The sequence below is a fragment of the Rhodanobacter thiooxydans genome, assembly GCF_021545845.1.
Taxonomy (GTDB): Bacteria; Pseudomonadota; Gammaproteobacteria; order Xanthomonadales; family Rhodanobacteraceae; genus Rhodanobacter.
Genome location: NZ_CP088923.1, coordinates 3,876,890 through 3,902,367 on the forward strand (window position 1 = coordinate 3,876,890; position 25,478 = coordinate 3,902,367).

At 65.6% G+C, this 25,478-nt stretch carries 18 protein-coding genes; 10 read left to right on the forward strand and 8 right to left on the reverse strand.

All coding sequences use genetic code 11. From position 1 onward, the window contains the following. Positions 1-37 precede the first annotated feature (37 nt). Positions 38-469: an IS200/IS605 family transposase gene (gene tnpA, locus LRK53_RS17685; protein WP_027491642.1), complete on the reverse strand. Its 432-nt coding sequence runs from the start codon at positions 467-469 to the stop codon at positions 38-40. A gap of 142 nt (positions 470-611) precedes the next feature. Then, positions 612-1,037, reverse strand: a complete 426-nt coding sequence (locus LRK53_RS17690) for a hypothetical protein (RefSeq protein WP_185754565.1) — start codon at positions 1,035-1,037, stop codon at positions 612-614. A 61-nt stretch (positions 1,038-1,098) separates the two neighbouring features. On the opposite strand from LRK53_RS17690, the gene LRK53_RS19475 reads away from it, so the two are divergent. Continuing rightward, positions 1,099-1,194, forward strand: a complete 96-nt coding sequence (locus LRK53_RS19475) for an RICIN domain-containing protein (RefSeq protein ID WP_221174170.1) — start codon at positions 1,099-1,101, stop codon at positions 1,192-1,194. Positions 1,195-1,370: 176 nt separating this feature from the next. On the opposite strand, the gene LRK53_RS17695 is transcribed toward LRK53_RS19475, so the two are convergent. From LRK53_RS17695 to LRK53_RS17715, 5 genes are all read right to left on the reverse strand, one after another. After that, positions 1,371-2,351, reverse strand: a complete 981-nt coding sequence (locus LRK53_RS17695) for an MT-A70 family methyltransferase (RefSeq protein ID WP_235642416.1) — start codon at positions 2,349-2,351, stop codon at positions 1,371-1,373. 80 nt (positions 2,352-2,431) lie between these two features. Further along, positions 2,432-3,316, reverse strand: a complete 885-nt coding sequence (locus tag LRK53_RS17700; protein ID WP_081666539.1) for a BglII/BstYI family type II restriction endonuclease — start codon at positions 3,314-3,316, stop codon at positions 2,432-2,434. Between the two features lie 54 nt (positions 3,317-3,370). Further along, positions 3,371-4,120, reverse strand: coding sequence for a TSCPD domain-containing protein (locus LRK53_RS17705; protein ID WP_027491623.1), 750 nt, complete (start codon positions 4,118-4,120; stop codon positions 3,371-3,373). Positions 4,121-4,224: 104 nt separating this feature from the next. Then, positions 4,225-4,839, reverse strand: coding sequence for a hypothetical protein (locus LRK53_RS17710; RefSeq protein WP_235642417.1), 615 nt, complete (start codon positions 4,837-4,839; stop codon positions 4,225-4,227). An 85-nt stretch (positions 4,840-4,924) separates the two neighbouring features. Next, positions 4,925-8,245: an LAGLIDADG family homing endonuclease gene (locus LRK53_RS17715; RefSeq protein WP_235642418.1), complete on the reverse strand. Its 3,321-nt coding sequence runs from the start codon at positions 8,243-8,245 to the stop codon at positions 4,925-4,927. A gap of 355 nt (positions 8,246-8,600) precedes the next feature. Between LRK53_RS17715 and LRK53_RS17720 the strand changes: the two genes are divergently transcribed. The 9 genes from LRK53_RS17720 (at position 8,601) to LRK53_RS17755 (ending at position 23,127) form a co-directional block, all read left to right on the forward strand. Beyond that, a complete protein-coding gene (locus LRK53_RS17720) occupies positions 8,601-10,007 on the forward strand; it encodes a Do family serine endopeptidase (protein ID WP_235642419.1) in 1,407 nt (468 codons plus the stop codon). 348 nt (positions 10,008-10,355) lie between these two features. After that, entirely contained in the window at positions 10,356-11,696 is a 1,341-nt protein-coding gene (locus LRK53_RS17725) for a substrate-binding domain-containing protein (protein WP_037090426.1), read from the forward strand. A 12-nt stretch (positions 11,697-11,708) separates the two neighbouring features. After that, positions 11,709-12,407: an HAD family hydrolase gene (locus LRK53_RS17730; protein ID WP_235642420.1), complete on the forward strand. Its 699-nt coding sequence runs from the start codon at positions 11,709-11,711 to the stop codon at positions 12,405-12,407. A gap of 100 nt (positions 12,408-12,507) precedes the next feature. Further along, positions 12,508-13,899, forward strand: a complete 1,392-nt coding sequence (locus LRK53_RS17735) for a leucyl aminopeptidase family protein (RefSeq protein WP_027493845.1) — start codon at positions 12,508-12,510, stop codon at positions 13,897-13,899. Between the two features lie 66 nt (positions 13,900-13,965). Beyond that, positions 13,966-14,937 (forward strand): gluzincin family metallopeptidase, encoded by a 972-nt coding sequence (locus LRK53_RS19335; RefSeq protein ID WP_255324915.1) that lies wholly within the window; start codon positions 13,966-13,968, stop codon positions 14,935-14,937. Further along, positions 14,871-15,710, forward strand: a complete 840-nt coding sequence (locus tag LRK53_RS19340; protein ID WP_338109831.1) for a M1 family aminopeptidase — start codon at positions 14,871-14,873, stop codon at positions 15,708-15,710. Before LRK53_RS19335 ends, LRK53_RS19340 begins: the two co-directional genes overlap by 67 nt. Positions 15,711-16,778: 1,068 nt before the next feature. Beyond that, positions 16,779-19,655, forward strand: coding sequence for a TonB-dependent receptor plug domain-containing protein (locus LRK53_RS17745; protein WP_027493846.1), 2,877 nt, complete (start codon positions 16,779-16,781; stop codon positions 19,653-19,655). Positions 19,656-19,759: 104 nt separating this feature from the next. After that, positions 19,760-21,622, forward strand: coding sequence for a tetratricopeptide repeat-containing sulfotransferase family protein (locus LRK53_RS17750; protein WP_027493847.1), 1,863 nt, complete (start codon positions 19,760-19,762; stop codon positions 21,620-21,622). Between the two features lie 182 nt (positions 21,623-21,804). Beyond that, on the forward strand, positions 21,805-23,127 hold the full coding sequence (locus LRK53_RS17755; protein ID WP_027493848.1) for an aspartyl/asparaginyl beta-hydroxylase domain-containing protein: 1,323 nt from the start codon (positions 21,805-21,807) through the stop codon (positions 23,125-23,127). Positions 23,128-23,230: 103 nt separating this feature from the next. On the opposite strand, the gene LRK53_RS17760 is transcribed toward LRK53_RS17755, so the two are convergent. Next, the gene (locus tag LRK53_RS17760) at positions 23,231-25,474 is read right to left on the reverse strand and encodes a carboxy terminal-processing peptidase (protein ID WP_235642421.1); all 2,244 of its coding nucleotides are present in this window, start codon (positions 25,472-25,474) and stop codon (positions 23,231-23,233) included. Positions 25,475-25,478: the final 4 nt, after the last annotated feature.

Consider the following 25,478-nt stretch of genomic DNA (forward strand, 5'->3'; position numbering starts at 1 on the left):
GCGGCCCCTCTGATCGGGCCACCCTACGGTGGCCTGCCTATCGAAGCAGTTGCAACTGCTCCAATCGTCGATCCTCTTCCTCCTGATTGCGAATGTACGCCCGGATCACTTGCTCATCCCGACCCACCGTCGAGACGAAGTAGCCCCTCGCCCAGAAGCTCTGCCCTACAAAATTTCGCTTGCGCTCTGCATACACTCGCGCCAAGTGGATAGCACTCTTCCCTTTGATGTAACCCTCCACCTCCGACACCGCATACTTCGGCGGAATACTCAGCATCATATGCACATGATCGGACATCAGGTGTCCCTCTTCGACCCGACTCTCCTTCTGCTCCGCCAACCGGCGGAACACCTCTCCCAGATACTTTCGAAGCTCGACGTACAACGTGCGACGTCGACACTTCGGGATGAACACCACGTGGTACAGGCATTCCCATGGCGTGTGGTTTAAGCTCTTGTACTCGTCCATCGGCGGACTCTCCTCTCGTGTGCTTGGCGGCTCACGAGTTGGAGTTTCCCCGATGGACTCCTGTAAACGTCAAACTTCTACTGCCTCCCCGGCAGAGCCGGGGGGACTCCCTCGTTGGTCTAGATAAGTGAACCTGACCCTGTCAGCCCGTGAACTGTGGATGATCCAGCGCCATCAAGCCGAGCGCCGATTCGGCAAGGCGGCGGCGATCCTGGCTGACTAGGCTGTCGTAAGGCCGCAAACCCGCCGATCCGCCACGCCACCCCGTGTGTTCGCCGGTCTTGGCGTACACCACCCGCTGGTCGGCCGTGAGCCCCCAGGGCACGTAACTCTCCGCCGGCGTGCGCGACAGCGCGCCTTGCGGGAAGTTCTTCGGAGTGAAACTGCGCGGGTCGTCAAAACTGCGGATGAGGAATACGGACATCGACTTGCTCCAAGCAGAAACCACCGGTGGAGACGAGCGGCGCGGCCCCGCGGCAGCGCAGTCGGCCGGGACCAGAGCTTCCAGGGACACGGGATAAAACGGATCAGAACCGACTTCAAAAATTAAAAGCAGGATCAGGTTCACTTCTGAGAGCTAGATAAGTGAACCTGACCCCGTTATCGAGCACAGCGGCCAATGCCTCGACGTGCCCAACTCCTCGACCCTGAAAGGCACTGCGCTCATCCAGTACACCTGTCATGGCGGCCCCAATCAGCAGTGGACACTGGTGCAGGCGAACTGACGGCGGGAAGCGACAAAGTGCAGCCGGCCACCGGGCCGGCTGCACACGGCGGGAGGGAGTATAACGGCGTCCTCTCCAATCGGCGTGGCACGCCCAATCCCCTTCGGAGGGTTGGACTCAAAACCGCCTTGCTACTCAAAGCGGGGGGACGTCGATATCCCACCTTTCCCCTTCCGCTACCTTGATCCACCACGTGCGCGCAACTTCGTGTCGGCTGCATCGAGAAGAGCCCTGACGCGTGTGATCGAATAAGCAGTCTCTTCTGACAGCTCTCGGATGGAACACCCGTTATCGTATTTTTGCTTGAGCACTCGACCAATATATTCGGCTTGATCCTCGCTTAAACGGCCATGCGCCGGGATCAAGGGGAGCTGTATCGGCCCTCCGGTATAGCCTTTGTGTTGCTTGCCACGAGGCTCAACCGTAGCGGCAGACTCCGCTCCCCATACCGTCCAACCAAGGTGTGCATGCCTCGCGAACAGTTCTAGATACGGTCCCGGGGAGCAATCTTCGATGAGCGCGTATTGTTCATCCGGTTTGCGCGAGTGCTCTCGCTTCCGTGTTTCAATCATGTTGACTTGGCTTCGTGCAGGAGCCAGCGTGCGAAGCGAACCTCGCACACCGAACAGCAGTAGCTCGGTCACGTTCCGAAAGTAAAAGCCAACACCGCGACCGTCTGGCCCCCCGTCCTTGCGACGCTTTGCCCAGACAATGTTCGAAATATAGCGAAAGCCCCATGCCTGCATAACCCTCAGGCCATCCGGCAGCAGCGCATTCGGGACCCACAAGTACAAGTGGCTGTTCTTCGCAGCCACGGCTTGCACCGGCATCGCGCAAATTTCGTTCAAATCCATCGTCGAATAGCGGTCAAGGCGCCGATGCTCAGGTGCAACCTTTCCTGTTCTGTTCGTGAATCGCCATGGCGGATCGGCGAGGATGGTGCTCCATCCGCCGTCAATTGGAGGCAAAGCAACGTTGTGTGTTTGCTCGACAAGCGGACGCACCATCTCTTCACCCGAATTAAGATCTTCAGAGTGAAGCTTAGTAGATCTTGAGCCTCCACGCCAGTACGTTTTTACTGACATCCCGAGCACTGCGTCGGGAGCCAGCACCGGCCAGAAAGGCGCCGCTACGATGGGCTTCGGTCGCAACTTCACGAAGGGATGCACCGTCAGCGTATCTGCCGCCCCTTTCGAATCCTGTTCTCGGGTACCAACCGCAGGACGAACAGCTAGGTTTACTCTTCTTTGACCGGAGGCATCAGATCGTGCGCTTGCTTCTGCATTTCTTGATACTCCGTTTTAACGTCGTTCCATTTCTTTCCTGGCCGCAACCTCCGCCAGTCCAATTTCAGTTGCTCTGCCTGCATCAGTTTGCCTTTGACCCGCTGCGCGAGCTCAATTCCGTCCACGCGCTCCGGTTCTATTCCAACAAGAAGCAACGGGCATTCGCCTCCCCCGCCAAGATTCACTCTGGGCAACAGCTTGTCCCAATGCGTCGATGATTGCCCATACTTGCAGCCCCTATCTCTGCTTTGAATGGTGTTCCCTATTAGGGCTTGCAGTTCAGGGCCGCGAGTGATGATCACACCAATCGCAATTACACCCTCCTTGTGGAGCGCCTGAAAGCTCAGAAGATCTCGATCGAAGAACGGATCTTTATTGTTCCACTCCATTTCGACAGCGATCCCCGGCAGAGGGTTATCAACCGAGCCCTTGCCAAACATGTCGATTTCATGGCCGCGCGTGCGCACTTTCTTCAGCGTTGTTCCATCCAAAGCAAGCTCTTTGGATATGGATATGTTCTGTTTCCCCCAAACCGTTTGCTCTTGATCCTTCATTGCAGCCAACGAATCGTCGAAACGCTTGACGAACACAGTCCGACCGCCACCTCCCGAACGGAGCTCGTCCAGCGTCGGAGCAAACTGATTTAGCGCGACGATCAAGTCATCAGAGCGAGCAGGAAAAGCTTTGCGAAGAATGACATCGGCGTACCTAGTCGCTCCATAAATGTAGCCACGAGGCCAACCATCCGTCGCGAGCTCACGGACTTCTCCGGCGGAATCAACCACACTCTCAACTAGAGTCTCAGGCGGGTTTTCTCCTACGCCAATATGGCTCATGGCTTTCCTAGAACGGGTGAAACGAGACCAACAACGTTCCGATTGAATACGAACTCACCCGCACTTCGAATACCCGCAATTCAAACAAGTCTGGCAGTTGTCCATCAGCACCAGCGCCTTGGTGTTGCACTTGTCGCACATCATCGAACCGGCGGGAAAGGTGAGTGTCTCGGAGGACGCAGCTTCGGCCGACGCCGCGGAAGCTGCGCTCACTTCAGAGTTTTTTTTTGCGCCGAGCGCCTCGTAGGCGGCGCGCTTCTCGGCGATCAGCTTGCGCGTGGCCTCGTCCATCTCCGGGTCGTGGATCAGCCCGATGTTCTTCATGTGCTGCTCGATCACGCCGCCGATCTCGGCGACGATGCTGGACATGTACACGCCGCCAGCCTTGAAGTAGCCGCCGCGCGGGTCGAACACGGCTTTCAGCTCTTCGACCACGAAGGTGACGTCGCCGCCCTTGCGGAACACGGCGGAGAGGATGCGGGTGAGCGCCACGATCCACTGGAAGTGGTCCATGTTCTTCGAGTTGATGAAGATCTCGAACGGGCGGCGCTGCTCGTATTTGGTGCCGGCGTTGAGCACGATGTCGTTGATGGTGACGTACAGCGCGTGTTCGAACAGCGGCGACTTGATCTTGAAGGTGGAGCCGACCAGGGTTTCGGGGCGCTCCACGCTTTCGTGCATCTGGATCACTTCGGCCATCGGCGCCTCTTTCGGCGCGGCGGCGGCGACCGGGGCGGCGGCAACCTTGTCCTCGGGTTTGACCACGTTGTAGCCGGTGATCTTCTTGTCGATCTTGATCGCCATGGTGTTCGCTTCTTCTATTTATGGGTGTCGATGCCGGAGTGGACGCGGCGTGCGGCGAAGGTCATCCGGCCCGGCGCAGCGGCCGGGCCGGATGCGGGTGTCGCTTACTTCCGTTTTGCGGCGGCCTTCCTGGCGGCAGGCTTGCGCGCTGCCGACCGGGTGCCCGCCTTCTTGCTGGCAGTGGACCTCTTGGCCGTCTTGGCGACGGCTTTCCTGCTGGCGGACTTCTTCGCTGCCGCCTTCTTCGGTGCGGCCTTCTTGCCGGCCGTCTTCTTGCTGCTGACCTTCTTCGTGGCCTTGGCGGCTTTCTTCTTCACCACCTTGGCGACTTTCTTCGCGGCCTTCTTCACCACGCCGGCCTTCTTCGCGACTTTCTTGACGGCCTTTTTCGCGGCCTTCTTCACCGCTGCTTTCTTCGCAACCTTCTTCGCCGCCTTCTTCACGGCTTTCTTGGCGGCAGCCTTCTTCGACGCGGTCTTTTTCGCTGCAGCCTTCTTGGGCGCGGCCTTCTTCTTGGCCGCAGCCTTCCTGGGCGCTGCCTTCTTCTTGGCGGCGGCCTTCTTCGGTGCAGCCTTCTTCGGTGCAGCCTTCTTCTTCGCCGCCGGCTTCTTCGCCGGCGCGGGTGCGGCCACCGGCGCGGCGGGCGGCACGTCCGGCAGAATCGGCAGGACGACGGCGGGCGCCTCGGCGGCGACCGGTGTGGCGGTGGTGTTGCTCACTTCAACTTCGTTATCGATGGACATGCTGGTGTTCCCCTCCGGTGGACCGCTTTGAGTTGCCGCCCGCGGCTGCAGGGACGGCGGTTCAGAACTTGCCGTAGTAGCCTTCCTTCAAGGCATCGAAGAGGTTGGCGGCGGAGTGCATTTCGCCGTCGTACTCCACCTGCTCATTGCCTTTCAGTTCGACAACGCTACCGTCTTCCAGCTCGAAGCGGTAGAGGGTGCTTTCAAGGTCCGCTTCCTTGACCAGCACGCCCTGGAACGCGGCGGGGTTGAAGCGGAAGGTGGTGCATCCCTTCAGGCCCTGCTTGTAGGCGTAGAAGTAGATGTCCTTGAAGTCCTCGTAGGGGTAGTCGGTGGGCACATTCGCGGTCTTGGAGATCGACGAGTCGATCCACAGCTGCGCGGCCGCCTGGATGTCCACGTGCTGCTTCGGGCTGATGTCGTCGGCGGCGACGAAGTAGTCCGGCAGCTTGTTGGCCGGCTCGTCGCCGGAGATCTCGGCGTCGGCGTTGATCAGCGCGCGATAGGCCAGCAGCTCGTAGCTGAGCACCTCGATCTTTTCCTTGGTCTTCCTGCCCTCGCGGATCACGTTGCGCGAATAGCTGTGGGCGAAGCTGGGCTCGATGCCGTTGCTGGCGTTGTTGGCCAGGCTGAGCGAGATGGTGCCGGTGGGCGCGATCGACGAGTGGTGGGTGAAGCGCGCGCCGGTCTCGGCCAGCTGCCCGACCAGGTTCGGCGCCACCGTGGCGATGCGCTGCATGTAGCGGCTGTACTTCGCATGCAGCACGCGGCCGGGGATGCTGTCGCCGACCTTCCAGCCGTCCTGCGTCATTTCCGGGCGCTTGCGCAGCATGTCGCCGGTGACGGTGTAGTCGCGCAGCAGGATCGGCGCGGCGCCCTTTTCCTTGGCCAGCTCCAGCGCGACTTCCCAGCCGGCCACCGCCATCTCGCGCGACACCTCTTCGGTGAAGGCGACCGCGTCGGCCGAGCCGTAGCGCAGCTTCAGCATGGTCATGGTGCTGCCCAGGCCGAGGAAGCCCATGCCATGGCGGCGCTTGCCCATGATCTCGTTGCGCTGCTGCTCCAGCGGCAGGCCGTTGATCTCCACCACGTTGTCGAGCATGCGGGTGAACACCTTGACCACTTCGCGGTATTCGTCCCAGTCGAAGCGCGCCTTGGGGCCGAACGGGTCGCGCACGAAGGTGGTCAGGTTGACCGAGCCGAGCAGGCACGAGCCGTACGGCGGCAAGGGCTGCTCGCCGCACTGCCCTGTCACCAGGCCGTTGAAGATCACCGCATTGTGGTCGGGCTGGGTAGTGTCGAACACGGCTTGTTCGCCGATGAATTCGATGGTGGCGATGCGCGAGGTGAAGCGCTGCGTCTTGCGCAGAGCCTTGCCTTCGCGCCAGTCGAGATAGCGCTGCGTCTTGGTCGCCAGCAGAAAACCGATCTGGTCCATGAAACGCTCGCGCGACTCACCATCGATGATCAGCTCGTGGTCAGCCTCGCACGCATAGCTGCGCATTCCACCATGGCCATCGGGCAAACTGCGCCGACCCGCTGCACGACGTTTCCTGATGCGGCAGAACACTCCGAAATTGGCCAGCAACGTCTGCACGTCCTTGAGCAGGTCGGGTTGGCTGGAGGCAAGCCGAACCGAGCAACTCAGACTGCGACCCGAAATATTGACCGTGCCATCACACTGGAACAAAGCGCGCAGATAGGCCCTGACGCAGTGCTCGCTGCCACGCCAGATCACCTCGGGCACACGCAGCTTGGTCGCCGCCGTGAAGCCATAGTGCTCGAGCAAGCGCGCCAGCAGGACGGAACGGATGAATATCTGGTTTCGATCCGGCACCGCCACGGGAGATACCCGGTATTGGCGATGGTCACCCGTGGCGGTGTGCGCGATCAGGCCGTTGATCACCGTTGCCACGCGATCGGCCAGAGCGCGCTCCTCGCCCCATAGCGTGACGATGGCCGCCTGCTGATCCTGGCCGCGATTGGTGAAGTGACCGTCACCCGCGATCAGCCCCAGCAACAGCCCCAGGTCTTCACTACCCTGATTGCCGAACTGCCCCTTGCCGGACTGCACCAGGAGCCGGTCGCCGACTTCCAGGTCGCGCAGTTTGATCTTGCCGCGCTCGGTGTAGAAATCATGCCAGCCGGTGGCCTTGATCTCGTAGCCGTCCTCGGTGGTGACGCGGTAAACCGGCGCTTTCGGCGAAGTCATGAAAGCGGGTTTGGCTTGGCGCGTCTCGACGCCACGGCCCTCCAGTTCCAGCGAACGCCGATCGACCGACACCTCCAGCGGCGCGCCCGAGATACAGAGTTCACCGATCGGCACCATGCCGTACTGGGTCGCCAGGCGCGTATCGGCAGTGACGCACGGGTTGGTAGCGCGGATGTGTTCGCACCACCAGTTGTTGTTCATCTCGTTGACCTTGTCGATCAGGATGAAACCGGGCTCGGCGTAGTCGTACGTCGAGACCATGATCATGTCCCACAGGTGCCGCGCACGGATGTGGCTGTAGATCTTGCAGGCGACCAGGCCGTCCGCGCGGTCGACGTAGTTCTCGTGGGTGGGCCATTCGCGCCAGACCACCTGGGCCGGGTCGGTCAGGTCGATCTCGTCCTGCTCCTTCACGTGCACCGGGAACACCAGCGGCCAGTCCTGGTCGTACTCGACCGCATGCATGAAGCCGTCGGTGATCAGCAGGCTCAAGTTGAACTGGCGCAGCCGGCCGTCCTCGCGCTTGGCGCGGATGAATTCCTTGGCGTCCGGGTGGCTGATGTCGAACGTGCCCATCTGCGCGCCGCGGCGGCCACCGGCGCTGGACACGGTGAAGCACATCTTGTCGTAGATGTCCATGAACGACAGCGGGCCGCTGGTGTACGCGCCGGCGCCGGACACGTATGCACCGCGCGGGCGCAGCGTGGAGAACTCGTAGCCGATGCCGCAGCCGGCCTTCAGGGTGAGGCCGGCCTCGTGCACCTTCTCCAGGATGTCGTCCATCGAGTCGCGGATGGTGCCGGAGACGGTGCAGTTGATGGTGGAGGTGGCCGGCTTGTGCGCCAGCGCGCCGGCGTTGGAGGTGATGCGGCCGGCCGGGATCGCACCGCGGCGCAGCGCCCACAGGAAACGCTCGTACCAGTGGCCGCGCAGCTCGTCGCTGGATTCCACCTCGGACAGCGCGCGCGCCACGCGCTGGTAGGTCCCGTCGATGGTGGCGTCCACCGGCTCGCCGGACTTCGCCTTCAGACGATACTTCTTGTCCCAGATGTCGTAGGACGCCGGCTGCAGCGGGATTTCCACGGCGGCGTCACGGCTGGCGGCCGGCGTGCCCGAGCCTGGGTTCGCGCCGGTGGTTGGATTGGTGGCTGGTGCACGCACTGTGCTCATTGGCTTCCTGACCTCTCGCTGCGACCTTGCGGCCGGCGTTGTTTTTTTATTCGATACGGCACTGTTGCTGATGCCACGTGGGCGGCGCCTGAAGGGCCAGCGGGGATGCCCCCCGGCCCATGCGTCAGCTGATTTCCGACGGCAACGACTCTCCCCCAAGATCGCGACGGTCGACACCAGTGCTAGTCTGAGCGCTAGCTAGTTAACACAAGATGTTGTGGTTGATATCGGGTAGGCAAGTTAACCCTCCTCGCTGCCGGTTGTCAAAGGCCGGCGCGTGCAGGCGGCCCCATGGAACCGTGGCGCCGCCCATCGGTCGAACCTGCGCCGCTTTCGTCGCTTTCAGGAGGACCCCATGTTGCAGCTGCCTTCGCGCCTCGTGCCCTGGTTGACCGGCCTGCTGACGCTGGCCGTGGTCGCCTTCGGCAGCGTGCCGGCCAGTGGCCGCGCGGCCACCTTGCCGGCCGCGGTCGGCGGCCAGCCGATGCCTTCGCTGGCGCCGATGCTGACGCGGGTGACGCCGGCGGTGGTGAACATCTCCACCACCACGCGGGTGCAGGTGCGCGATGCGTATTTCGACGACCCGATGGTGCGCCAGTTCTTCGGCCTGCCGGCGACGCCGCGCGAGCGGGTCGAGCAGAGCCTGGGTTCGGGCGTGATCGTGGATGCGGCGAAGGGCTACGTGCTGACCAACAACCACGTGGTCGGCGGCGCCGACGACATCAGCGTGACGCTGCAGGACGGGCGCACGTTCAAGGCCAAGCTGCTGGGCACCGACCCGGCCACCGACGTGGCGGTGGTGCAGATCCCGGCGCAGAACCTCAAGGCGCTGCCGCTGGCCGACTCCTCCGCGCTGCAGGTGGGTGACTACGTGGTGGCGGTGGGCGACCCGTTCGGGCTGGGCCAGACGGTTACCGCCGGCATCGTCTCGGCGCTGGGTCGCTCGGGGCTGGGTGGCTCGGGGCTGGGTGGCTCGGGCTACCAGAACTTCATCCAGACCGACGCCTCGATCAACCCCGGCAACTCCGGCGGCGCGCTGGTCAACCTGCGCGGCGAACTGGTCGGCATCAACACCATGATCTTCTCGCCATCCGGCGGCAACGTGGGCATCGGCTTCGCCATCCCCAGCAACCTCACCAGCGAGGTGATGGCGCAGCTGCTCGCCCACGGCAAGGTGCAGCGCGGCAGCCTGGGCGTGCAGACCCAGGCGATCACCCCGCGCATCGCCCGCTTGCTGAGCCTGAAGGACAGCAACGGCGTGGTGGTCACCGGCGTGACCGACGGCTCGGCCGCCGCGCACGCCGGCCTGCAGCCGGGCGACGTGCTGACCACGCTGAACGGCAAGCCGCTGCACAACGTGCAGGAACTGAACAACGCCGAGGGCCTGCTGCCGCTGGGCAGCACGCTGCGCCTGGGCGTGCTGCGCGAGGGCAAGCTGCGCGAGGTCAACGCTACGCTCACCGAGGAGAAGCTGGCCAGCGTCGACGGCGGCCAGCTCGATCCGCGCCTGGCCGGCGTGCGCTTCAGCGAACTGAGCCAGGGCCAGCGCAACCAGGGCTGGTACGGCGCGGCGGTGAGCGCGGTGCAGCCGGGCAGCCGCGCGGCGCGCGCCGGGCTGGGCGCCGGCGACGTGGTGATCGGCGTGGGCGGCCAGCGCATCACCAGCCTGCACATGTTGCGCGGGCTGGCTGGGGTGAAACCGCGCCAGCTGGTGCTGGTGGTCGCCGACGACGACGGCACGCGCTACGTGGTGGTGAACTAGCGACGCGCTGGATTCTGCGCACCATGCGAGGCGCGTTTCAGCGGCCGAAGGCTGTTGAAACGCGCCTCGCAGGAATGACGGGCAAGAAGACCTTTCCAAGGATGCGCTGACCCGTTCAGTGCATCCTTGGGCCAAAACCATTCAGGCGAAAGCGTGGCCGGGATCGCCCACGCGCCGTGTCCCGGTGCACAGCTTGGGCCCGTGCCGCCGCGCGAAGCGGTGAAAGCGCTTGATGTTCTGCATTCGGGCCGATGAAATACGCGCACCGCTTCACCCAGTGTGCGCCCGCGAGGCGCCATACTCGCGCCTCTCCTTCCACACCCATTGACCCCGGGGCTCCCCACCATCATGTCCGTCCGTCTTGCCCGCCTGTTGTCCGTTGCCCTGATCGGGGCCTGTCTCGCCACTCCCGCGTTCGCCAAGAGCAAGTCCAAGGCGCAGCACGCCAGCACTCCCGCCAAGAGCAGCCTGGTGTGGCGCGGCGACGTGGCCACCGCCAACGGCGTGGTCAACGAAGTGGCCAAGGCGTGGGAGAAGAGCGGCCACGGGCGGATCGAGCTGCAGCCGTTCAACACCGCCTCGGGCATCGACGCGGTGGCCAGCGGCGCTGCCGACCTGGCCGGCAGCGCGCGCGCCAGCGACAACAGCGCGCAGAACGCGAACCTCACCTTCACCCCGGTGGCGTGGGACGCGCTGGTGATCGTCACCCAGTCGTCCAACCCGGTGCGCAGCCTCAGCCTGAAGCAGGTGCACGACATCTACTACGGCCGCATCCACAACTGGAGCGAAGTCGGCGGCAGCAACGCGCCGATCGACGTCTACGCGGTGGCCAGCCCCGGCGACGGCGTGGAATACAGCCTGCGCGAGCTGCTGTTCGGCCGCGGCAACCAGCCGGTGGCGGCGCCCCGGCTGTACGTCAACACGCGCAAGCTGGAGGAAGGCATCGCGCTGAACCCGAACGGCCTGGGCGTGAGCACCCTGGCCAGCATCAGCGGCAACCCGAAGCTCAAGGCGATCCCGATCGACGGCAAGCCGGCCACCGCCGCCAATATCGCCGATGGCAGCTACCCGCTGTTCATCCCGCTGTACCTGGTGACCAACCCGCGCAGCCCGAAGGCCGCCCAGGCGCAAGCCTTCATCGACTTCATGCAGACCGCGCCGGCCGAGGCCACGCTGCGCAAGCACGCGGTGCTGCCCTACCAGGACGGTGCGGCACTGGTGGCGCTGGACACCTCGCGGCGCAGCCGGATCCTGGCCGAAGCGGGCGCGCGCCCGGTCCGCGGCACGCCGCTGTCGGCGCCGGGCGCCACCTACGCGGCACGCGCCGCGATCGCGCCGACCTCGCCCGATACGCTGGCGGCCCGGCAGGCGGTCGAGCGCCGCCGCGCCGAAGCACAGGACAACGCCCGCCTGAGCCGGATCCAGGGCAGCGTGAGCGACGTCACCGTCACCGGCGTGGACCATGCGAGCGGCAGCGCTACCTCGTTCGATCGCAGCGTGGGCAAGGACTTCGGCAAGGTCGACGCGAACGCCAGCCACGCGCTGACCACCTACAAGGTGGCCAAGGGCGACACGCTGTCGACGATCGCCAAGCGGCACTCGGTCGAGGTGGCCCAGCTGCGCCAGTGGAACCACCTGAAGAACGACCAGCTCAAGCTCGGCCAGGTGCTGCGCCTCCGCGACCGCTAAGCCCGCGCGGACGTGCCGATCCTCGCGCTGACGCTCGACCTCGACGACACCTTGTGGCCGGTGCTGCCGGCGCTGGAACGCGCCGACCAGGCGGTGGACGCGTGGCTGCGGCAGCACCACCCCGAGGTCGCCCGCGCCTGGCCGATCGGGGCCATGCGCGCGCTGCGCCTGCAGGTCGCCGCCGAGCGGCTCGACCTGGCGCACGACTTCACCCGCCAGCGCCAGCTCACCCTGCAGCAGGCATTCGCCGCCTGCGGCGTAGATGACGCGCCGGTAGAAGCGCTATGGGAAATCTACTTCGCCGCGCGCAACCGCGTGGAGCTGTACCCGGACAGCCTGCCCGCGCTGGAACGGATCACCACGCGCTGGCCGCTGGCCAGCCTGACCAACGGCAACGCCGACCTGCGGCGTATCGGCATCCACGCGCACTTCGCCCACCACGTCTGCGCGCGCGACAGCGGCGTGGCCAAGCCCGACCCACGCATCTTCCTGGCCGCGGCCGAACGGCTGGGCGTGCCGCCCGGGCAGATCCTGCACGTCGGCGACGATCCGGCGATAGACATGGCCGGCGCCCGCGATGCCGGCCTGCGTACCGCCTGGATCAACCGCGCGGGCCTGCCCTGGCCGGCCGAACTGGGCGTGGCGCCGGAGCTGGACCTGCGCGACATGACCGAGCTGGCCGACTGGCTCGACGCGCACGGCGCCCGCTGACCAAGGGACCATAGGCAAGCTGTGCGCGATGCGCGCATCATTGCCGGCTCATCGCCCATGTCGTGGCGCACCGTGCCGCCGCAAGCCCGAAGGATCCCGCATGTCCGCCCTGATCGAACGCCAGTCCGGCAACCGCCGCAGCATCGCCATCGAGACCACCGACGCCGCACACTACGCCGCGACCCGTCGCCGGCTCACCGCGGCGCAGCGACGCTGGCTGACCGACAGCGGTTTCGAGGCGGCGGCGGGCACGTACGCGCTGCTGTCCGATGCCACGGGCAAGCCGGTGCGCGTGCTGGCGGCCGTCGATTCGCGCGAGCCGCTGGCGGCGCTGGCCGCGCTGCCGTGCAGCCTGCCCGAAGCGACCTACCATCTCGCCGACGAAGGCGTGCTGGCGGATCCGCTGCAAGCCGCGCTGGGCTGGGCGCTGGGCGCCTACCAGTTCACCCGCTATCGCCAGGCGAAGCGCGCGCCGGCCCGGCTCGCCGTGCCGGCGGACCTGCTGCAGCAGCTGACGCCGCTGGTCGAAGCCACCGTGCTGGTGCGCGACCTGGTCAACACGCCGACCGAGCACATGGGCCCGGAGCAGCTCGGCGATGCTGTCAGGCGGCTCGGCAAGGTGCACCAGGCGAAGGTGCGCGACTGGGTCGGCGAGGAACTGCTCAAGGCGAACTTCCCGACTATCCACGCGGTGGGCCGCGCCAGCCATCGCGCGCCGCGGCTGGTCGAGCTGAGCTGGGGCCGCAAGGCGGACCCGAAGCTGGTGATCGTCGGCAAGGGCGTGTGCTTCGACACCGGCGGGCTCGACCTGAAATCGTCCGACGGCATGCGCTGGATGAAGAAGGACATGGGCGGCGCCGCACACGCGATCGCGCTGGCCGGGCTGGTGATGCAGGCGCAACTGCCGGTGCGCCTCACCTTGCTGATCCCCGCGGTGGAAAACGCGGTGGCCGGCAACGCGCTGCGCCCGGGCGAGGTGGTAGTGACCCGCGCCGGCCATTCGGTGGAGATCGACAACACCGACGCCGAGGGTCGCCTGGTGCTGTGCGACGCGCTGGCTTACGGCGCGGAACAGCAGCCGGAGCTGATGCTCGATTTCGCCACCCTCACCGGCGCCGCCCGTGTGGCGCTGGGCCCGGACCTGCCGGCGCTGTTTGCCAACGACGAAGCCGCGGCCGTCGCGCTGCTCGCCGCCGCCCGCGCGGTCGACGACCCGCTGTGGCGGCTGCCGCTGTGGCGGCCGTACCGCAAGATGCTCGATTCCTACCTGGCCGACTTCGCCAACGCCGGCGCGTCACGCCACGCCGGCGCGATCACCGCGGCGCTGTACCTGGAGCGCTTCGTGCCGGAAGGCACGCCGTGGCTGCACCTGGACACCTACGCCTGGAACGACGCCGACCGCCCCGGCCGCCCGCGCGGCGGCGAGGCGATGGGACTGCGCGCGATGTTCGCGTTCCTGCGGCAGCGCTACGGTGGCCGGGCCGCGGCATGATTTCCGGCGTTGTCGCGCCCGGGTGAAAGACTGCATGCTGCGGAATCCCTTCTGTCGGTAGCATCCATGCGTTCCCGCCTGCACCTGCTCGCCATCAGCGTAGCGCTCGGCCTCGCCGCCTGCACCAGCGTTCCGGTCGCCCGAACCGTGGCGCCGGCCCAGCCGTCGCTGACCGCGCAGACGCTGAACTCCGGCGGCACCATGCCGGCCGAACAGGCGCGCGTGCACTTCGACCATGCCGAGCTGCACTTCACGGTGGTGCCAGCTACGCAAAGCATCGACGCGTGCGCCATCCTGAGCTTCACCGCGAAGTCCGCCACCGACACCTTGCTGCTGGACCTGGACCGCAACCTCGCGATCGGCGCGATCGCGCTGGACGGCCAACTGCTCGCCGCCGACGCCTGGAGCAACCCTGACGGCCGCCTGTGCATCCGGCTACCCGCGCCGCTCGCCGCCGGCGACAAGGTCAGCGTGACGATCCGCTACGGCGGCAAGCCGCATGTGGCGAAGAAGGCGCCGTGGGACGGCGGCTTCGTGTGGAGCCACAGCGCCGACGGCCAGCCGTGGGTGGCCAGCGCGGTCGAGGGCGAAGGCTGCGGCCTGTTCTGGCCGTGCATCGACCAGCCGCAGGGTGAGCCCGACCTGGTCGACACCTACGTCACCGTGCCGAAGACGCTGGTCGCGCCCGGCAACGGCGTGCTGGTCGGCGTCACCGACGCGGGCGACAGCCATACGTACCACTGGCGCGCCAGGCAGCCGGACACCTACGCGATCTCGATCAACGTGTGCCCCTTCGACGAGCTCAAGGCGGACTACAAGAGCCGCTACGGCAACACCATCCCGATGCAGTTCTGGTACCTGCGTGGGCACGAGGCGCAGGCGCAGCAGCTGTTCGGCGAATTCCCGCATATGCTGGATTTCTTCGAGCAGCAGATCGGCCCGTACCCGTTCGGCGACGAGAAGATGGCGTGGTGGAAACCCCGCACCTGGGCATGGAGCACCAGACCATCGACGCCTACGGCAACCGCTACTGCCTGAACGGTTACGGCTACGACAGCCTGCTGCAGCACGAATTCACCCACGAGTGGTTCGGCAACCAGCTGACCAACGCCGGCTGGGACGACATGTGGCTGCACGAGAGCTTCGGCACCTACATGCAGCCGCTGTACAGCCAGTACCTCAACGGCGACATGGACTATTTCAGCTGGCTGCACGAGCTGCGCCTGAAGTTGCGCAACCACCATCCGATCGTCTCCGGCAGCAGCCGCACCGAGGAACAGGTCTACGACGAGAAGGCCGGTCCGGGTCAGGACATCTACAACAAGGGCGCGCTGATGCTGCACACGCTGCGCCAGCTGATCGGCGATGAGGCCTTCTTCGACAGCATCCGCCGGCTGGTCTATGGCCGCCCCGACCCGCAACTCGGCAACTTCAGCCCGCGCTACGCCAGCACCGGCGACTACGTCGCGATCGTCGACCAGGTCAGCGGGCGCCGGCTCGACTGGTTCTTCGACGTCTACCTGCGCGACGCCGCGCTGCCGCGGCTGGAGCAGCAGCGCGACGGCGACACGCCGACGCTGCGCTGGATCACCGGACACGGCAAGCCGTTCCCGATGCCGATCGAGGTGCAGGTGGGCGACGTCGTGCACACCGTGCCGATGACGGACGACGCCGGTAGCCTCGCCGTGCCCACCGGCGCGCTGGTGATGATCGATCCGCACTCGGTACTGCTGCGCGACGAGCCGCGCATCACCGAATTCCAGCAGTGGATGAAACAGCAACCTGCGCAGCGCGAGGCAGCGAAACGGTGAGAGCCGCGGGCGCGCCGCCGCGGCGCACCCGTCAACCGCTGCCGGGCAACGCGCCGCGCAGGCCGCGCATTTTCTGCGCCAGGGTATCAGTCAGCGGTAGCAGACCGTCCGGCAGGCGTACGCAGCCGTACCGGCCAGCATGCCGGCCACAAGATCGTGGCATACAGGCGGATGATACTGGCTGAGGCCAGGCCACCGGCAGGCGCAACGTTCGGCAACACGTCATGCGGATCCTCTCGCGCGGAGGACGCCCTGCAGTGCAGGGTGTACGTGCGACACCGACGTCTGTCCAGCCGCTCGATGCCCGTTACGCAGGAGATGCCGGCACCACACGATCAGCGAGAAGCAGCTCGCCGCACCGTCTCGTGCGTGCCATGGCGGACGTCTATACGGCTATCACGGATGCGGACCCGGCCGTCGGCGCCCCGCGCTGAACGAGTGCCGGGTTGGCACGGAAAACAAAACTGATGTCATGACGCTGTTTTTTTCTCCGCTTCCGTGTGATCCTGAATACTGGCCTGTGTCTTCCGTCGCCCGCGCCAGCCGTATCGCAATATATTGCGATACGGCACGCTCTCGGCGAAACCCACCCGCCTTGTGTCATACACACCGGATCATGGCGACACGCGCCCCATTAAGAGGGCCGCTGGAAGCGCTCATCAGGGATTGAATCAGAAGAAGCGCCACCTTCATGAATCCCGGACCATTCACTACGATCGGGGAGAACTAGATGCATCGCGTACTGCCTCCTGGCCAGCCCCCACTGGCTACGCCCACCGCACTTTTCATCGACATACCGCCGAGCGCACGCCACCTGCAGGGCCGCCATCCGTTCAGCGTCACCTAGTCCGGCGACGGGTGCACCATCCGTCTGCAGGCAAGGTAACCAAGGCTTGCAGCACGGCGAGGCCCGAAGCGGCTTCAGCGGCAGCATCGTTCCGCCCGAGAAATACGGACTGCCGCCATCGAGCAATTAGTGCCTGACCTAGCGCGACCGGTACCCATCCGTACCGCGTCCGACACGCCGGGAAAGCACGGGGAACTCTCTACTTCAAACGGGGATAACACATGAAACACAACTTGAATCACCTGTCATTGGCCGTGCGTCTGGCATTGAGCGTGGGCATTTTTGCGGCGGCAGGCGCCGTCCAGGCACAGGAATCGACCACCAGCGATGCACCGGCCGCCAAGCAGGTCACGCCGGCGCCAGCCGCAAAAAGCAAGGCAAAGAATCTCGAGGCGGTTGTCGTCACCGGCTCGCTGATCCGTCGCGTCGACGCCGAGACGTCCAGTCCGGTGGTGACCGTGGATCGCGCCGCGATCACCAATGCCGGCAGCCCGACCCTGGGCAACGTGCTGCAACAGCTGCCCAGCATTTCCGGCAATGCCACCAACACCCAGAACAACAGCAATGGCGGCGGTGTCGCCAGCCCCCTGCTGGAAGGTGGCGACGGTGCGGCGCGCGTCTCCCTGCGCGGCCTGGGCACCAACCGCACGCTGATGTTGATCGACGGCCAGCGCATGGCCAACTCCGATCTCAACATGATCCCGCAGAACATGATCGAGCGGGTGGACGTGCTGGCCGAGGGCGCCTCGACGGTGTATGGCTCGGATGCGATCGGCGGCGTGGTCAACTTCATCCTGCGCAAGGACTACAAGGGCGCCGAAGCCAGTGTCAACGTGGGTGAGTCCGACCACGGCGATGGCCATCGGCACGGCATCAGCCTGACCGCCGGCGCCAGCGGCGACAACTACAACATCGTCGGCGGCATGGACTACAACAAGTACGACGCCGTGCTCGCCACCCAGCGCAAGTACTCCGCGCACCAGCTGTACCTGTCCAGCGGCGTGATCAGCCCGGCCGGTTCCAGCACCCTTCCGACCGGCAAGATCCAGACGCCCGCGTCGATCGCCGCCAAAGCCGCCGGCACCTGCCCGACCCAATACATCACATTGGCGCAAGGCAATGGATCGAGCGTGAGCGACTATCGCTGCGACCGCGGCAACCCGGATGCGTACAACTACAACGCGTTCAACTACATCCAGACCGCGCAACGGCGCTTCAACACCTTCGTGCTCGGCAACTACAAGCTGGCGGACAACCTGACCTTCTTCGCGGATGCGTTCCTGAACCACACCCAGTCGAGCGGTCAGGACGCGCCCGCGCCGACCTCGGCCAACAGCGACGGCTGGTACGTGCTGGCCAGCAACCCGATCAATCCGTTCGGGGTTACGTTCGGCACGGATCCCGCCCACCCGGGTGCTCCGGGCACCGGCTATGGCTTCAACACCCGGTTGACCGGGCTCGGTACGCGCCTGCACACGTACACCACCTCCAACGTGCAGATCAACACGGGCCTGCGCGGCACATTCGGCCAGAGCACCTGGAGCTGGGATGCCACGCTCAACTACGGCCATGCCAATCGCGTGCAGCGCGACTACAACGAGGTCAACATCGCCGACTTCCAGGCGGCCATCAACAGCGGCGTGAACATCTTCGACCAGGCCCACCAGACGGCCGCCCTGAAGGCCGGCGTGGATACCCCGAAGTACGTATTCACCAATGCCACCAAGCAAGTCCAGATCGATGCCAACGGCGAGTTGTGGGATCTGCCGGCAGGTGCCGTGCAACTGGCCGTCGGCGCCCTGTACCGCCATCAATCGATGAATTACACGGTGTCACCCGACGCTGTCCTCAACCTCGCCACCGGCGGCTGCCAGATACTGCAGGAAGCCTGCGGTTCGCCGGGTCGTGGCGCCGACCACGTCAAGGAAGTCTATGCCGAATCGCTGATCCCGCTGCTCTCACAGCAACCGTGGGCGTATTCGTTGAACCTCGACGTGGGTATCCGTGCCTCCAAGTACGGCTCCTCCGGCAACACCAACAACAAGAAAATCGCCATCGAGTGGCGCCCGATCGAGGATCTGCTGCTGCGCGGCACCATCTCCGAAGTATTCCGCGCCCCCAATCTGGATGAACTCTACGACGGCGTCACCCTGGTCCAGCCGAACTTGAACGACCCCTGCGTCGGTCTCACCGCCGCCCAGCTCGCACAGCACCCCGCCGCCTGCCAGTACGTCCCGGTCAACTGGGCTGGCAACTCACCGGCCCAGGTCAACACCTATTACGCCGGCGCCAAGACGGTCGGTGCCTCGCTCAAGCCGGAGCAGGGCAAATCGATCGATTTCGGCCTGGTCTACAACCCCAGCTGGGCCGATGGCCTGTCCACCAGCGTCGACTTCTGGCACATCTACCTGAGTGACCTGCTGACACCGATTCAGGCGTCGACGGTGGTCAATGCGTGCTTCGCCAACAACAGCAGCCCGTATTGCTCGTTCATCAATCGCTACACCACCACCACCCAGCAGCCGGGCCAGGTGAACGTCATCAATACGCCGGTGGTCAATCTGGGCAACCTGAGCACCACCGGCATCGACTTCACGCTGAACTACAAGATCCCGCATTTCGACCTGGGCAGCGTCGACCCCGGCAATTTCAAGGCCGGCCTTTCCACCACCTATCTCTCCAGCTACAAGAACAACGCCACTCCCGGCCAAGCCGGCGCGCAGACGGTCAATTACGCCGGTACCTACTCCCAGCAGTTCGGCAACATCTCGCGCTGGCGCGGGACGGGCACGCTCAATTGGGCGAAGGGCAACTGGAGTGCGCAGTGGCAGACGCGCTACATCCACCATCTGACCAACCTGAATGCGGACGCCAGCTTCTCCGGAGTCAACATACCGATGGCCTCGGTGCTGTATCACTCGATCCAGGTTGGCTATGCGATCCCGGAATGGCATACCCGGATCGACCTCGGCGTGGACAACCTCAGCAACAAGGCTCCGCCGCTGGTCTACCAGAACGGCCTGAACTACAACGTGGATACCGCCACCTACGACGCGCTCGGACGCTATTACTGGATGCGCGCCACGTTCAAGTTCTGATTTCCTGATCACCCAGGAAAGCGTCAAGCTGCCCAGGAGGGCCGCGGGATACTCTCGCGGCCCTCTTGCATAATGGGGCTCGGCGGACGATCGATCGAGAAGGCATGCCTACCCCAACCAGCGCACTCGCCAACGCCATGGCCACCGCCTACCACGCCGGCGAGATGGAACACGTCATCGCCCTCGCGGCGCAGGCCCCGCAAACCGGCGACGCGGACGAAAGCGCCATGCTGTGGCTCGGCCTGGCGCAACAGGCCACCCATCGCTACGGCCCGGCCACAGCGACGTTTCATCGGCTGTCGCAGCTGCGGCCGGAGGTCTCCGCGTACTGGAACAACCTGGCCCTTGCGTGTCGCCACGCAGGCGATACGGCGGCATCCGAACAGGCTTTTCTGAAGGCGCAGTCGCTGGCACCGGAAGATGCCGAGGTGCTCTACAACCTCGGCCTGCTCTACCTCCAGCAGCGACGTTGGCTGCCGGCCCGACAGACCCTGATGGATGCGGTGGCCCTCGAGCCGCACTTCATCGAAGCCCGCTTGCAGGCGGCGCATGCCTGCTACGTCTGCGGCGACAACGGCAGCCAGGAGGCGATGCTGGCTGGAGCCATCGACTGGCCGCCGCAACCCGCCGAGCAGGCCCTGGTCCTGGCCGCGATGCTGGCCGTGCAGGGCGACCTGGATGCGGCGCTGCGCACGCTGGCACACGCGCAGTTGCCTCCTGGACCCGATTCCGGGGTGATGCTGCTGCGGATCGCCGCACAACGGATCGCGCTGCACGAAAGGAGCAACCAGGTCGAGCTTGCGCGGGACGAGCTGCTGGAGCTGCCGCTGGGCACGCTCGACCGGCTGCCACCGGAAGCGCAGAGCGCACGCGCCGAGGGCTGGAGCGCGCATGCCGCACTGGCCATGCGCGGCGCCGACCATGGCGGCGCCGCGGCGCTGTACCAGCGCGTGCTTGCCGTTGCCCCCGACGACCAGAGCCGGGCCGGCGCCGCGTTTGGGCTGGCCTCTGCCTGTGACAAGCAGGGCCGGCAACATGAGGCCTGGCAAGCGCTGCAGACCGCACATGCGGCACAACTGGATATTGCGCGGAACGTGCTGCCGGAGCTGCTGGCACCCGACAGCCAACCGTTGCAGATGGCCGATCGCGTCGTCGGCCGCGCCGCCCATGAGGCCTGGCATCCGCTGTCCTCGCCTTCCGCCGGGCAAAGTCCGGTCTTCGTGGTCGGCTTTCCGCGTTCCGGCACTACCTTGCTGGAACAGATGCTCGATGCCCACCCGGACTTCCAGTCCATGGACGAGCGTGCCTTCATCCATGAGCTGATCGAAGGCATGGAACTGTTCGGCCAGCACTACCCGGCCGATCTGGCAAACCTGACGCAGACGGAAGCCGACCAGTTGCGCGCCGTCTACTTCCGCCGGGTCGACCGTGCCCTGCCGGATCGGGGACGGCGCCGGCTGGTGGACAAGAATCCGCTCAACATGCTGTGCCTGCCGATGATCATGCGGCTGTTCCCGCAAGCGCGCATCATCCTGTGCCTGCGCCACCCCTGCGACGTGCTGCTCAGCTGTTACATGCAGCCATTCCGCTCGCCCGCCTTCATGGTGTTGTGCTCGTCGTTGCAGCGCCTCGCGGATGGCTACGTGCAGGCCTTCGGGCAATGGCAAAAGCAGGTCGAGGTATTCGCGCCGCAGTTGCTGGAGTGGCGCTACGAATCGGTGGTCAGCCGCTTCGAGGCCAGCGTTGCCGGCCTCGGCGAATTCCTCGGCATCGAGGATGCGTCGCCGATGGCACGCTTTTCGGAACACGCACGGAGCAAGTCGTTCATCAGTACCCCGAGCTATGCCCAGGTCACCCAGGGCATCAACGGCAACGCGGTGGGGCGCTGGCACGCCTACCGCGAATGGTTCGAGCCGGTGCTGCCCACCCTGCGCCCCGTCATGAAGCAGCTCGGCTATGCGGACTGACGCTTGCCCGCGGCCGGCGAAGGCCGGGTTGCGCAAGGCGCGCCGCGGGTCCCGCGCCCCTGTCACCCGACGCCATGCGGAGCCGGCGATCGGCCGGGCATCCCGCGTATGATGGCGACGCGGAGTTCTCGCGGATTGCGCTGCGGGAGCCGACCGTGTTTATGCGAGACCATTGACCGCCAATGAGCCGATCGCACGACGATACCCTGGAAGCCGGTCGCAGCGTGGCGCGACAACAGGCGCAGCGGGGCGAGCCGGACGCTGCGGAGAAGTCTTTCCTGAGCCTGCTCGAGCGGCACCCGCAGGACGTCGAGGCGCTGCGGTTCGTAGCCGGCTGTCACTCCGCGCGCGGGGAGCATGCGGCGGCCATCCAGCGCCTGCAGGTCGCCGTGCAGGTGACGCGGGACGACCCGGCTGCCTGGGTCCAGCTGGCTACCGCACAGATGGCGGTGGATGATTTCAGCGGAGCCGTCACCAGCTTCAGGTGCGGGCTTTCGCTGGCGCCACGGGCGTTCGTGGTACGCCTGCAGCTGGGCATGGCGCTGGAACAACTGGGGCAATCGCACGAGGCGCTGAAGGCCTATTTCATGGCCATCGAAAGCGCGCGGGCGCGGGGGCGCTGGCAGGACGACGCAACCACCGCGCCGGGTCTGCGCGATGCGGTGAAACATGCTGTGAGTTACGTCAACCAGGGACGGCGCCGCTTGTTCCGCGGCGCGCTGGATCCGCTGCGCGAGCGTTACGGCAGCGACGAACTGGCGCGGGTGGAACGCAGTCTGGCGATCTACTTCCTCGATCAGCCGGCGAACATCCCCGATCCACGACAGAAGCCGAAATTCCTGTATTTCCCCGGCATCGCCAGTCAGCCGTACTATCCGCGCAAGCACTTCCCCTGGCTGGAGCAGCTGGAGGCGGCGACCGATACGGTGCGCGCGGAACTGCACGCCGTGTTGTCGCGGGGACAGCAGCTGGAGGCGTTTCTGGGCCAGGTGCCGGCGCAGGCCAGTCGCAGCATGCTGCGTTCGTCCAGCAACCAGGATCCCGCCTGGGATGCGTACTTTTTCTATCGCCACGGCCAGCGCCATGACGAACACTGTGCGCGCTGCCCGCAAACGACCGCCTTGCTCGATACGCTGCCGCTGGTACGCATCCGCGACCACGCGCCGGAAACGCTATTCTCGGTGCTGAGTCCGGGTACCCACATCCTGCCGCACACCGGGGTCACCAACACGCGACTGGTGACCCATCTGCCGCTGATCGTTCCGCCCGATTGCGCCATCCGCGTAGGTGGCGAAGAGCACGTCTGGCAGGAAGGTCGATGCGTGACGTTCGACGACACCTACGAGCATGAGGCGTGGAACCGCAGCGGGCAGACGCGCGTGGTGCTGATCCTGGACTGCTGGCATCCCGACCTCAGCGAGGCGGAGCGCGCGGCCGTGACCGACCTGGTCGAGGCGATCGGCGATTTCAACCAGTCCTGCGAGATACCTGTCACGCCGGGCTGACCCTTGCCGTCAAGGCTGCCGAGTCCGTGGGTGGCCGGCGCCGGATGATCGGGCAGAAGAAGGGCAGCGCTCTCGCGCTGCCCTTCTTCAATCGCACGATTTTTCAGTGCGTAGGTTTCGCTGCCGCCGGTGTGGCGGGTGCCGCAGCGAGGCTGCCGCTGTCTTTTCCGCCATAGGGCAGCACTTCGCTGGCCAGCTTCGGGTCGGTCTTGATCATGCCGAGTGCGTCGAACAGGATGTGCGCGGTCTCGTTGAGCTGCACGTCCTTCGCCTTCTTCGCGTCCTTCTCCTGCTTCAGCTCGCTCTTCAGGCTGCGCTCGTTCGCGTTGAGGCCGTCATCGAGGCTGCTGCTGGCCTCGTCGGCGAGCGAGGCGTCGCTGCCGTCGATGGCCTTGTGCCGCGCGCGGAAGTCGGCCTGGATCGCCTCCAGCTGCTTGCGCTCGACCTCGCGCGTGGCGAAGTTCAGCGAGACCGAGGTCTTCGCGCGCATGCTGCGGTACTGCGCCAGCTCGTCCAGCATCAGCTTCCACGCCGGCAAATGGGCCACGCGCTCGGCGTGCTTCTGCTGCAGCTGCGGCAGGTAGGCGGCGAGATTGGCCACCACCTGGTAGTCGGCCGGCGCGATCTGCGTCCACTTCAGTGCGTTGTCGTAGGTCGACTCGCCGAAGTCCTTGTCGTCGCCGTTCTTCGGGAACGCGATGTCCGGAGTCACCCCCTTCAGCTGGGTGGAGCCGCCGTTGATGCGGAAAAATTCCTGGATGGTCATCTTCAGCTCGCCGAGTTGCGGCTTCTCGCTGTCGCCCTGCGCGAAGCGGTCCAGGTCCACCAGGTTCTGCACGGTGCCCTTGCCGAAGGTGGGCTCGCCGATGATCAGACCACGGTGGTAGTCCTGGATCGCCGCGGAGAAGATCTCCGAAGCCGACGCCGTGCCGCGGTTGACCAGCACCGCCAGCGGCCCGCTCCAGGCCATGCCCGGGTCGTCGTCGCCCTGCACCTCGACCCCGCCCTTGGAGTCGCGCACCTGCACCACCGGACCCTTGTCGATGAACAGGCCGGTCAGCGTATTGGCCTCGGCCAGCGAGCCGCCGCCGTTGTTGCGCAGGTCCATCACCACGCCCTGCACGCCCTCATGCTTCAGTTCACCGAGCAGCCTGGCGACGTCGCGGGTGGCGCTCTTGAAATCCTTGTCGCCGGCATTGCGCGCGCCGAAGTCGGAGTAGAACGTGGGCAGCTCGATCACGCCGATCTTGCGGGTGGCTCCGCCTTCCTTGATCTCCACGATCTTCTTCTTCGCCGCCTGCTCCTCGATGCTGACCTTCTTGCGCACCAGGCTGACCATCTCGTGCTTGCCGTCCACGCCGACGTCCGCGGGGATGACCTCCAGCCGCACGGTGGTGTCCTTCTTGCCGCGGATCAGGTTGACCACGTCGTCAAGGCGCCAGCCGATCACGTCGACGATCGGGCCGTTGTCGCCCTGACCGACGCCGACGATGCGGTCGCCCACCTGGATCCGCCCAGACTTGGCGGCCGGCCCGGCCGGCACCAGCTCGCGGATCTGAGTGTAGTCGTCGCGCGGCTGCAGCACCGCGCCGATGCCTTCCAGCGACAGCTTCATCGCGATGTCGAAGTTCTCCGCCGCGCGCGGGCCGAGGTAGTCGGTGTGCGGGTCGGTGGTCTCCGCGTACGCGGTCATGAAGGCCTGGAACGCGTCCTGGCCGTCGAGCTGGCGGACCCGTTCGATGTAGTTGGCGTAGCGCTTGTCCAGCGTCTTGCGGACCTCGGCATCGTCCTTGCCGGCCAGCTTCAGGCGCAGCCAGTCGTTCTTGGTGCGCTTGCGCCACAGGTCGTTCAACTCGGCCTGGTCCTTCGGCCAGTCGGCGTGCTCGCGGTCGAAGGTGTAGCTCTCGTCGGCAGCGAGGTCGAAGCCCTGCTTGAGCAGGCCGCGTGCGTAGTTCATGCGCTCCACCGCGTGCTGCACATAGAGGTTGAACACGGCGAACGGCGCCGACAGGTCCTGGTTCCAGATCGCGTCGTCCAGCTGGGTCTTCAGCGGCGCGAACTTGGCCATGTCGGCCTGGGTGAAGAACACCTTCTCGCTGTCCAGCAGCTTGAAATACGCCTTGTAGATGCGCGCCGACATCGCATCGTCGAGCGGCTGCGCGTCGTAGTGGAAACGGGTCAGGAAACGCGCCGACAGCTGCGCGGCCTGCGCCTCCTCGGGTGTGGAGGTGAGCGGCCAGGTAGCCGCCTTGCGGGCCTTGCCGGCACCGAGGTCGGCAGCCGACTGCGCGAACGCGCAGGTCGCGGTGAAGGCAAGCAGCAGGAGCAGCGCGGGACGAAATTTCATGGGG

Excerpts from the sequence above, each read along its gene's own strand:
- LRK53_RS17705 (WP_027491623.1), bottom strand. The coding sequence starts at position 4,120 with ATGGCGATCAAGATCGACAAGAAGATCACCGGCTACAACGTGGTCAAA.
- LRK53_RS17760 (WP_235642421.1), bottom strand. The coding sequence starts at position 25,474 with ATGAAATTTCGTCCCGCGCTGCTCCTGCTGCTTGCCTTCACCGCGACC.
- LRK53_RS17715 (WP_235642418.1), bottom strand. The coding sequence starts at position 8,245 with ATGAGCACAGTGCGTGCACCAGCCACCAATCCAACCACCGGCGCGAAC.
- LRK53_RS17745 (WP_027493846.1), top strand. The coding sequence starts at position 16,779 with ATGAAACACAACTTGAATCACCTGTCATTGGCCGTGCGTCTGGCATTG.
- LRK53_RS17725 (WP_037090426.1), top strand. The coding sequence starts at position 10,356 with ATGTCCGTCCGTCTTGCCCGCCTGTTGTCCGTTGCCCTGATCGGGGCC.
- LRK53_RS17750 (WP_027493847.1), top strand. The coding sequence starts at position 19,760 with ATGCCTACCCCAACCAGCGCACTCGCCAACGCCATGGCCACCGCCTAC.
- LRK53_RS19335 (WP_255324915.1), top strand. The coding sequence starts at position 13,966 with ATGCGTTCCCGCCTGCACCTGCTCGCCATCAGCGTAGCGCTCGGCCTC.
- tnpA (WP_027491642.1), bottom strand. The coding sequence starts at position 469 with ATGGACGAGTACAAGAGCTTAAACCACACGCCATGGGAATGCCTGTAC.
- LRK53_RS17755 (WP_027493848.1), top strand. The coding sequence starts at position 21,805 with ATGAGCCGATCGCACGACGATACCCTGGAAGCCGGTCGCAGCGTGGCG.
- LRK53_RS17735 (WP_027493845.1), top strand. The coding sequence starts at position 12,508 with ATGTCCGCCCTGATCGAACGCCAGTCCGGCAACCGCCGCAGCATCGCC.
- LRK53_RS17700 (WP_081666539.1), bottom strand. The coding sequence starts at position 3,316 with ATGAGCCATATTGGCGTAGGAGAAAACCCGCCTGAGACTCTAGTTGAG.
- LRK53_RS17720 (WP_235642419.1), top strand. The coding sequence starts at position 8,601 with ATGTTGCAGCTGCCTTCGCGCCTCGTGCCCTGGTTGACCGGCCTGCTG.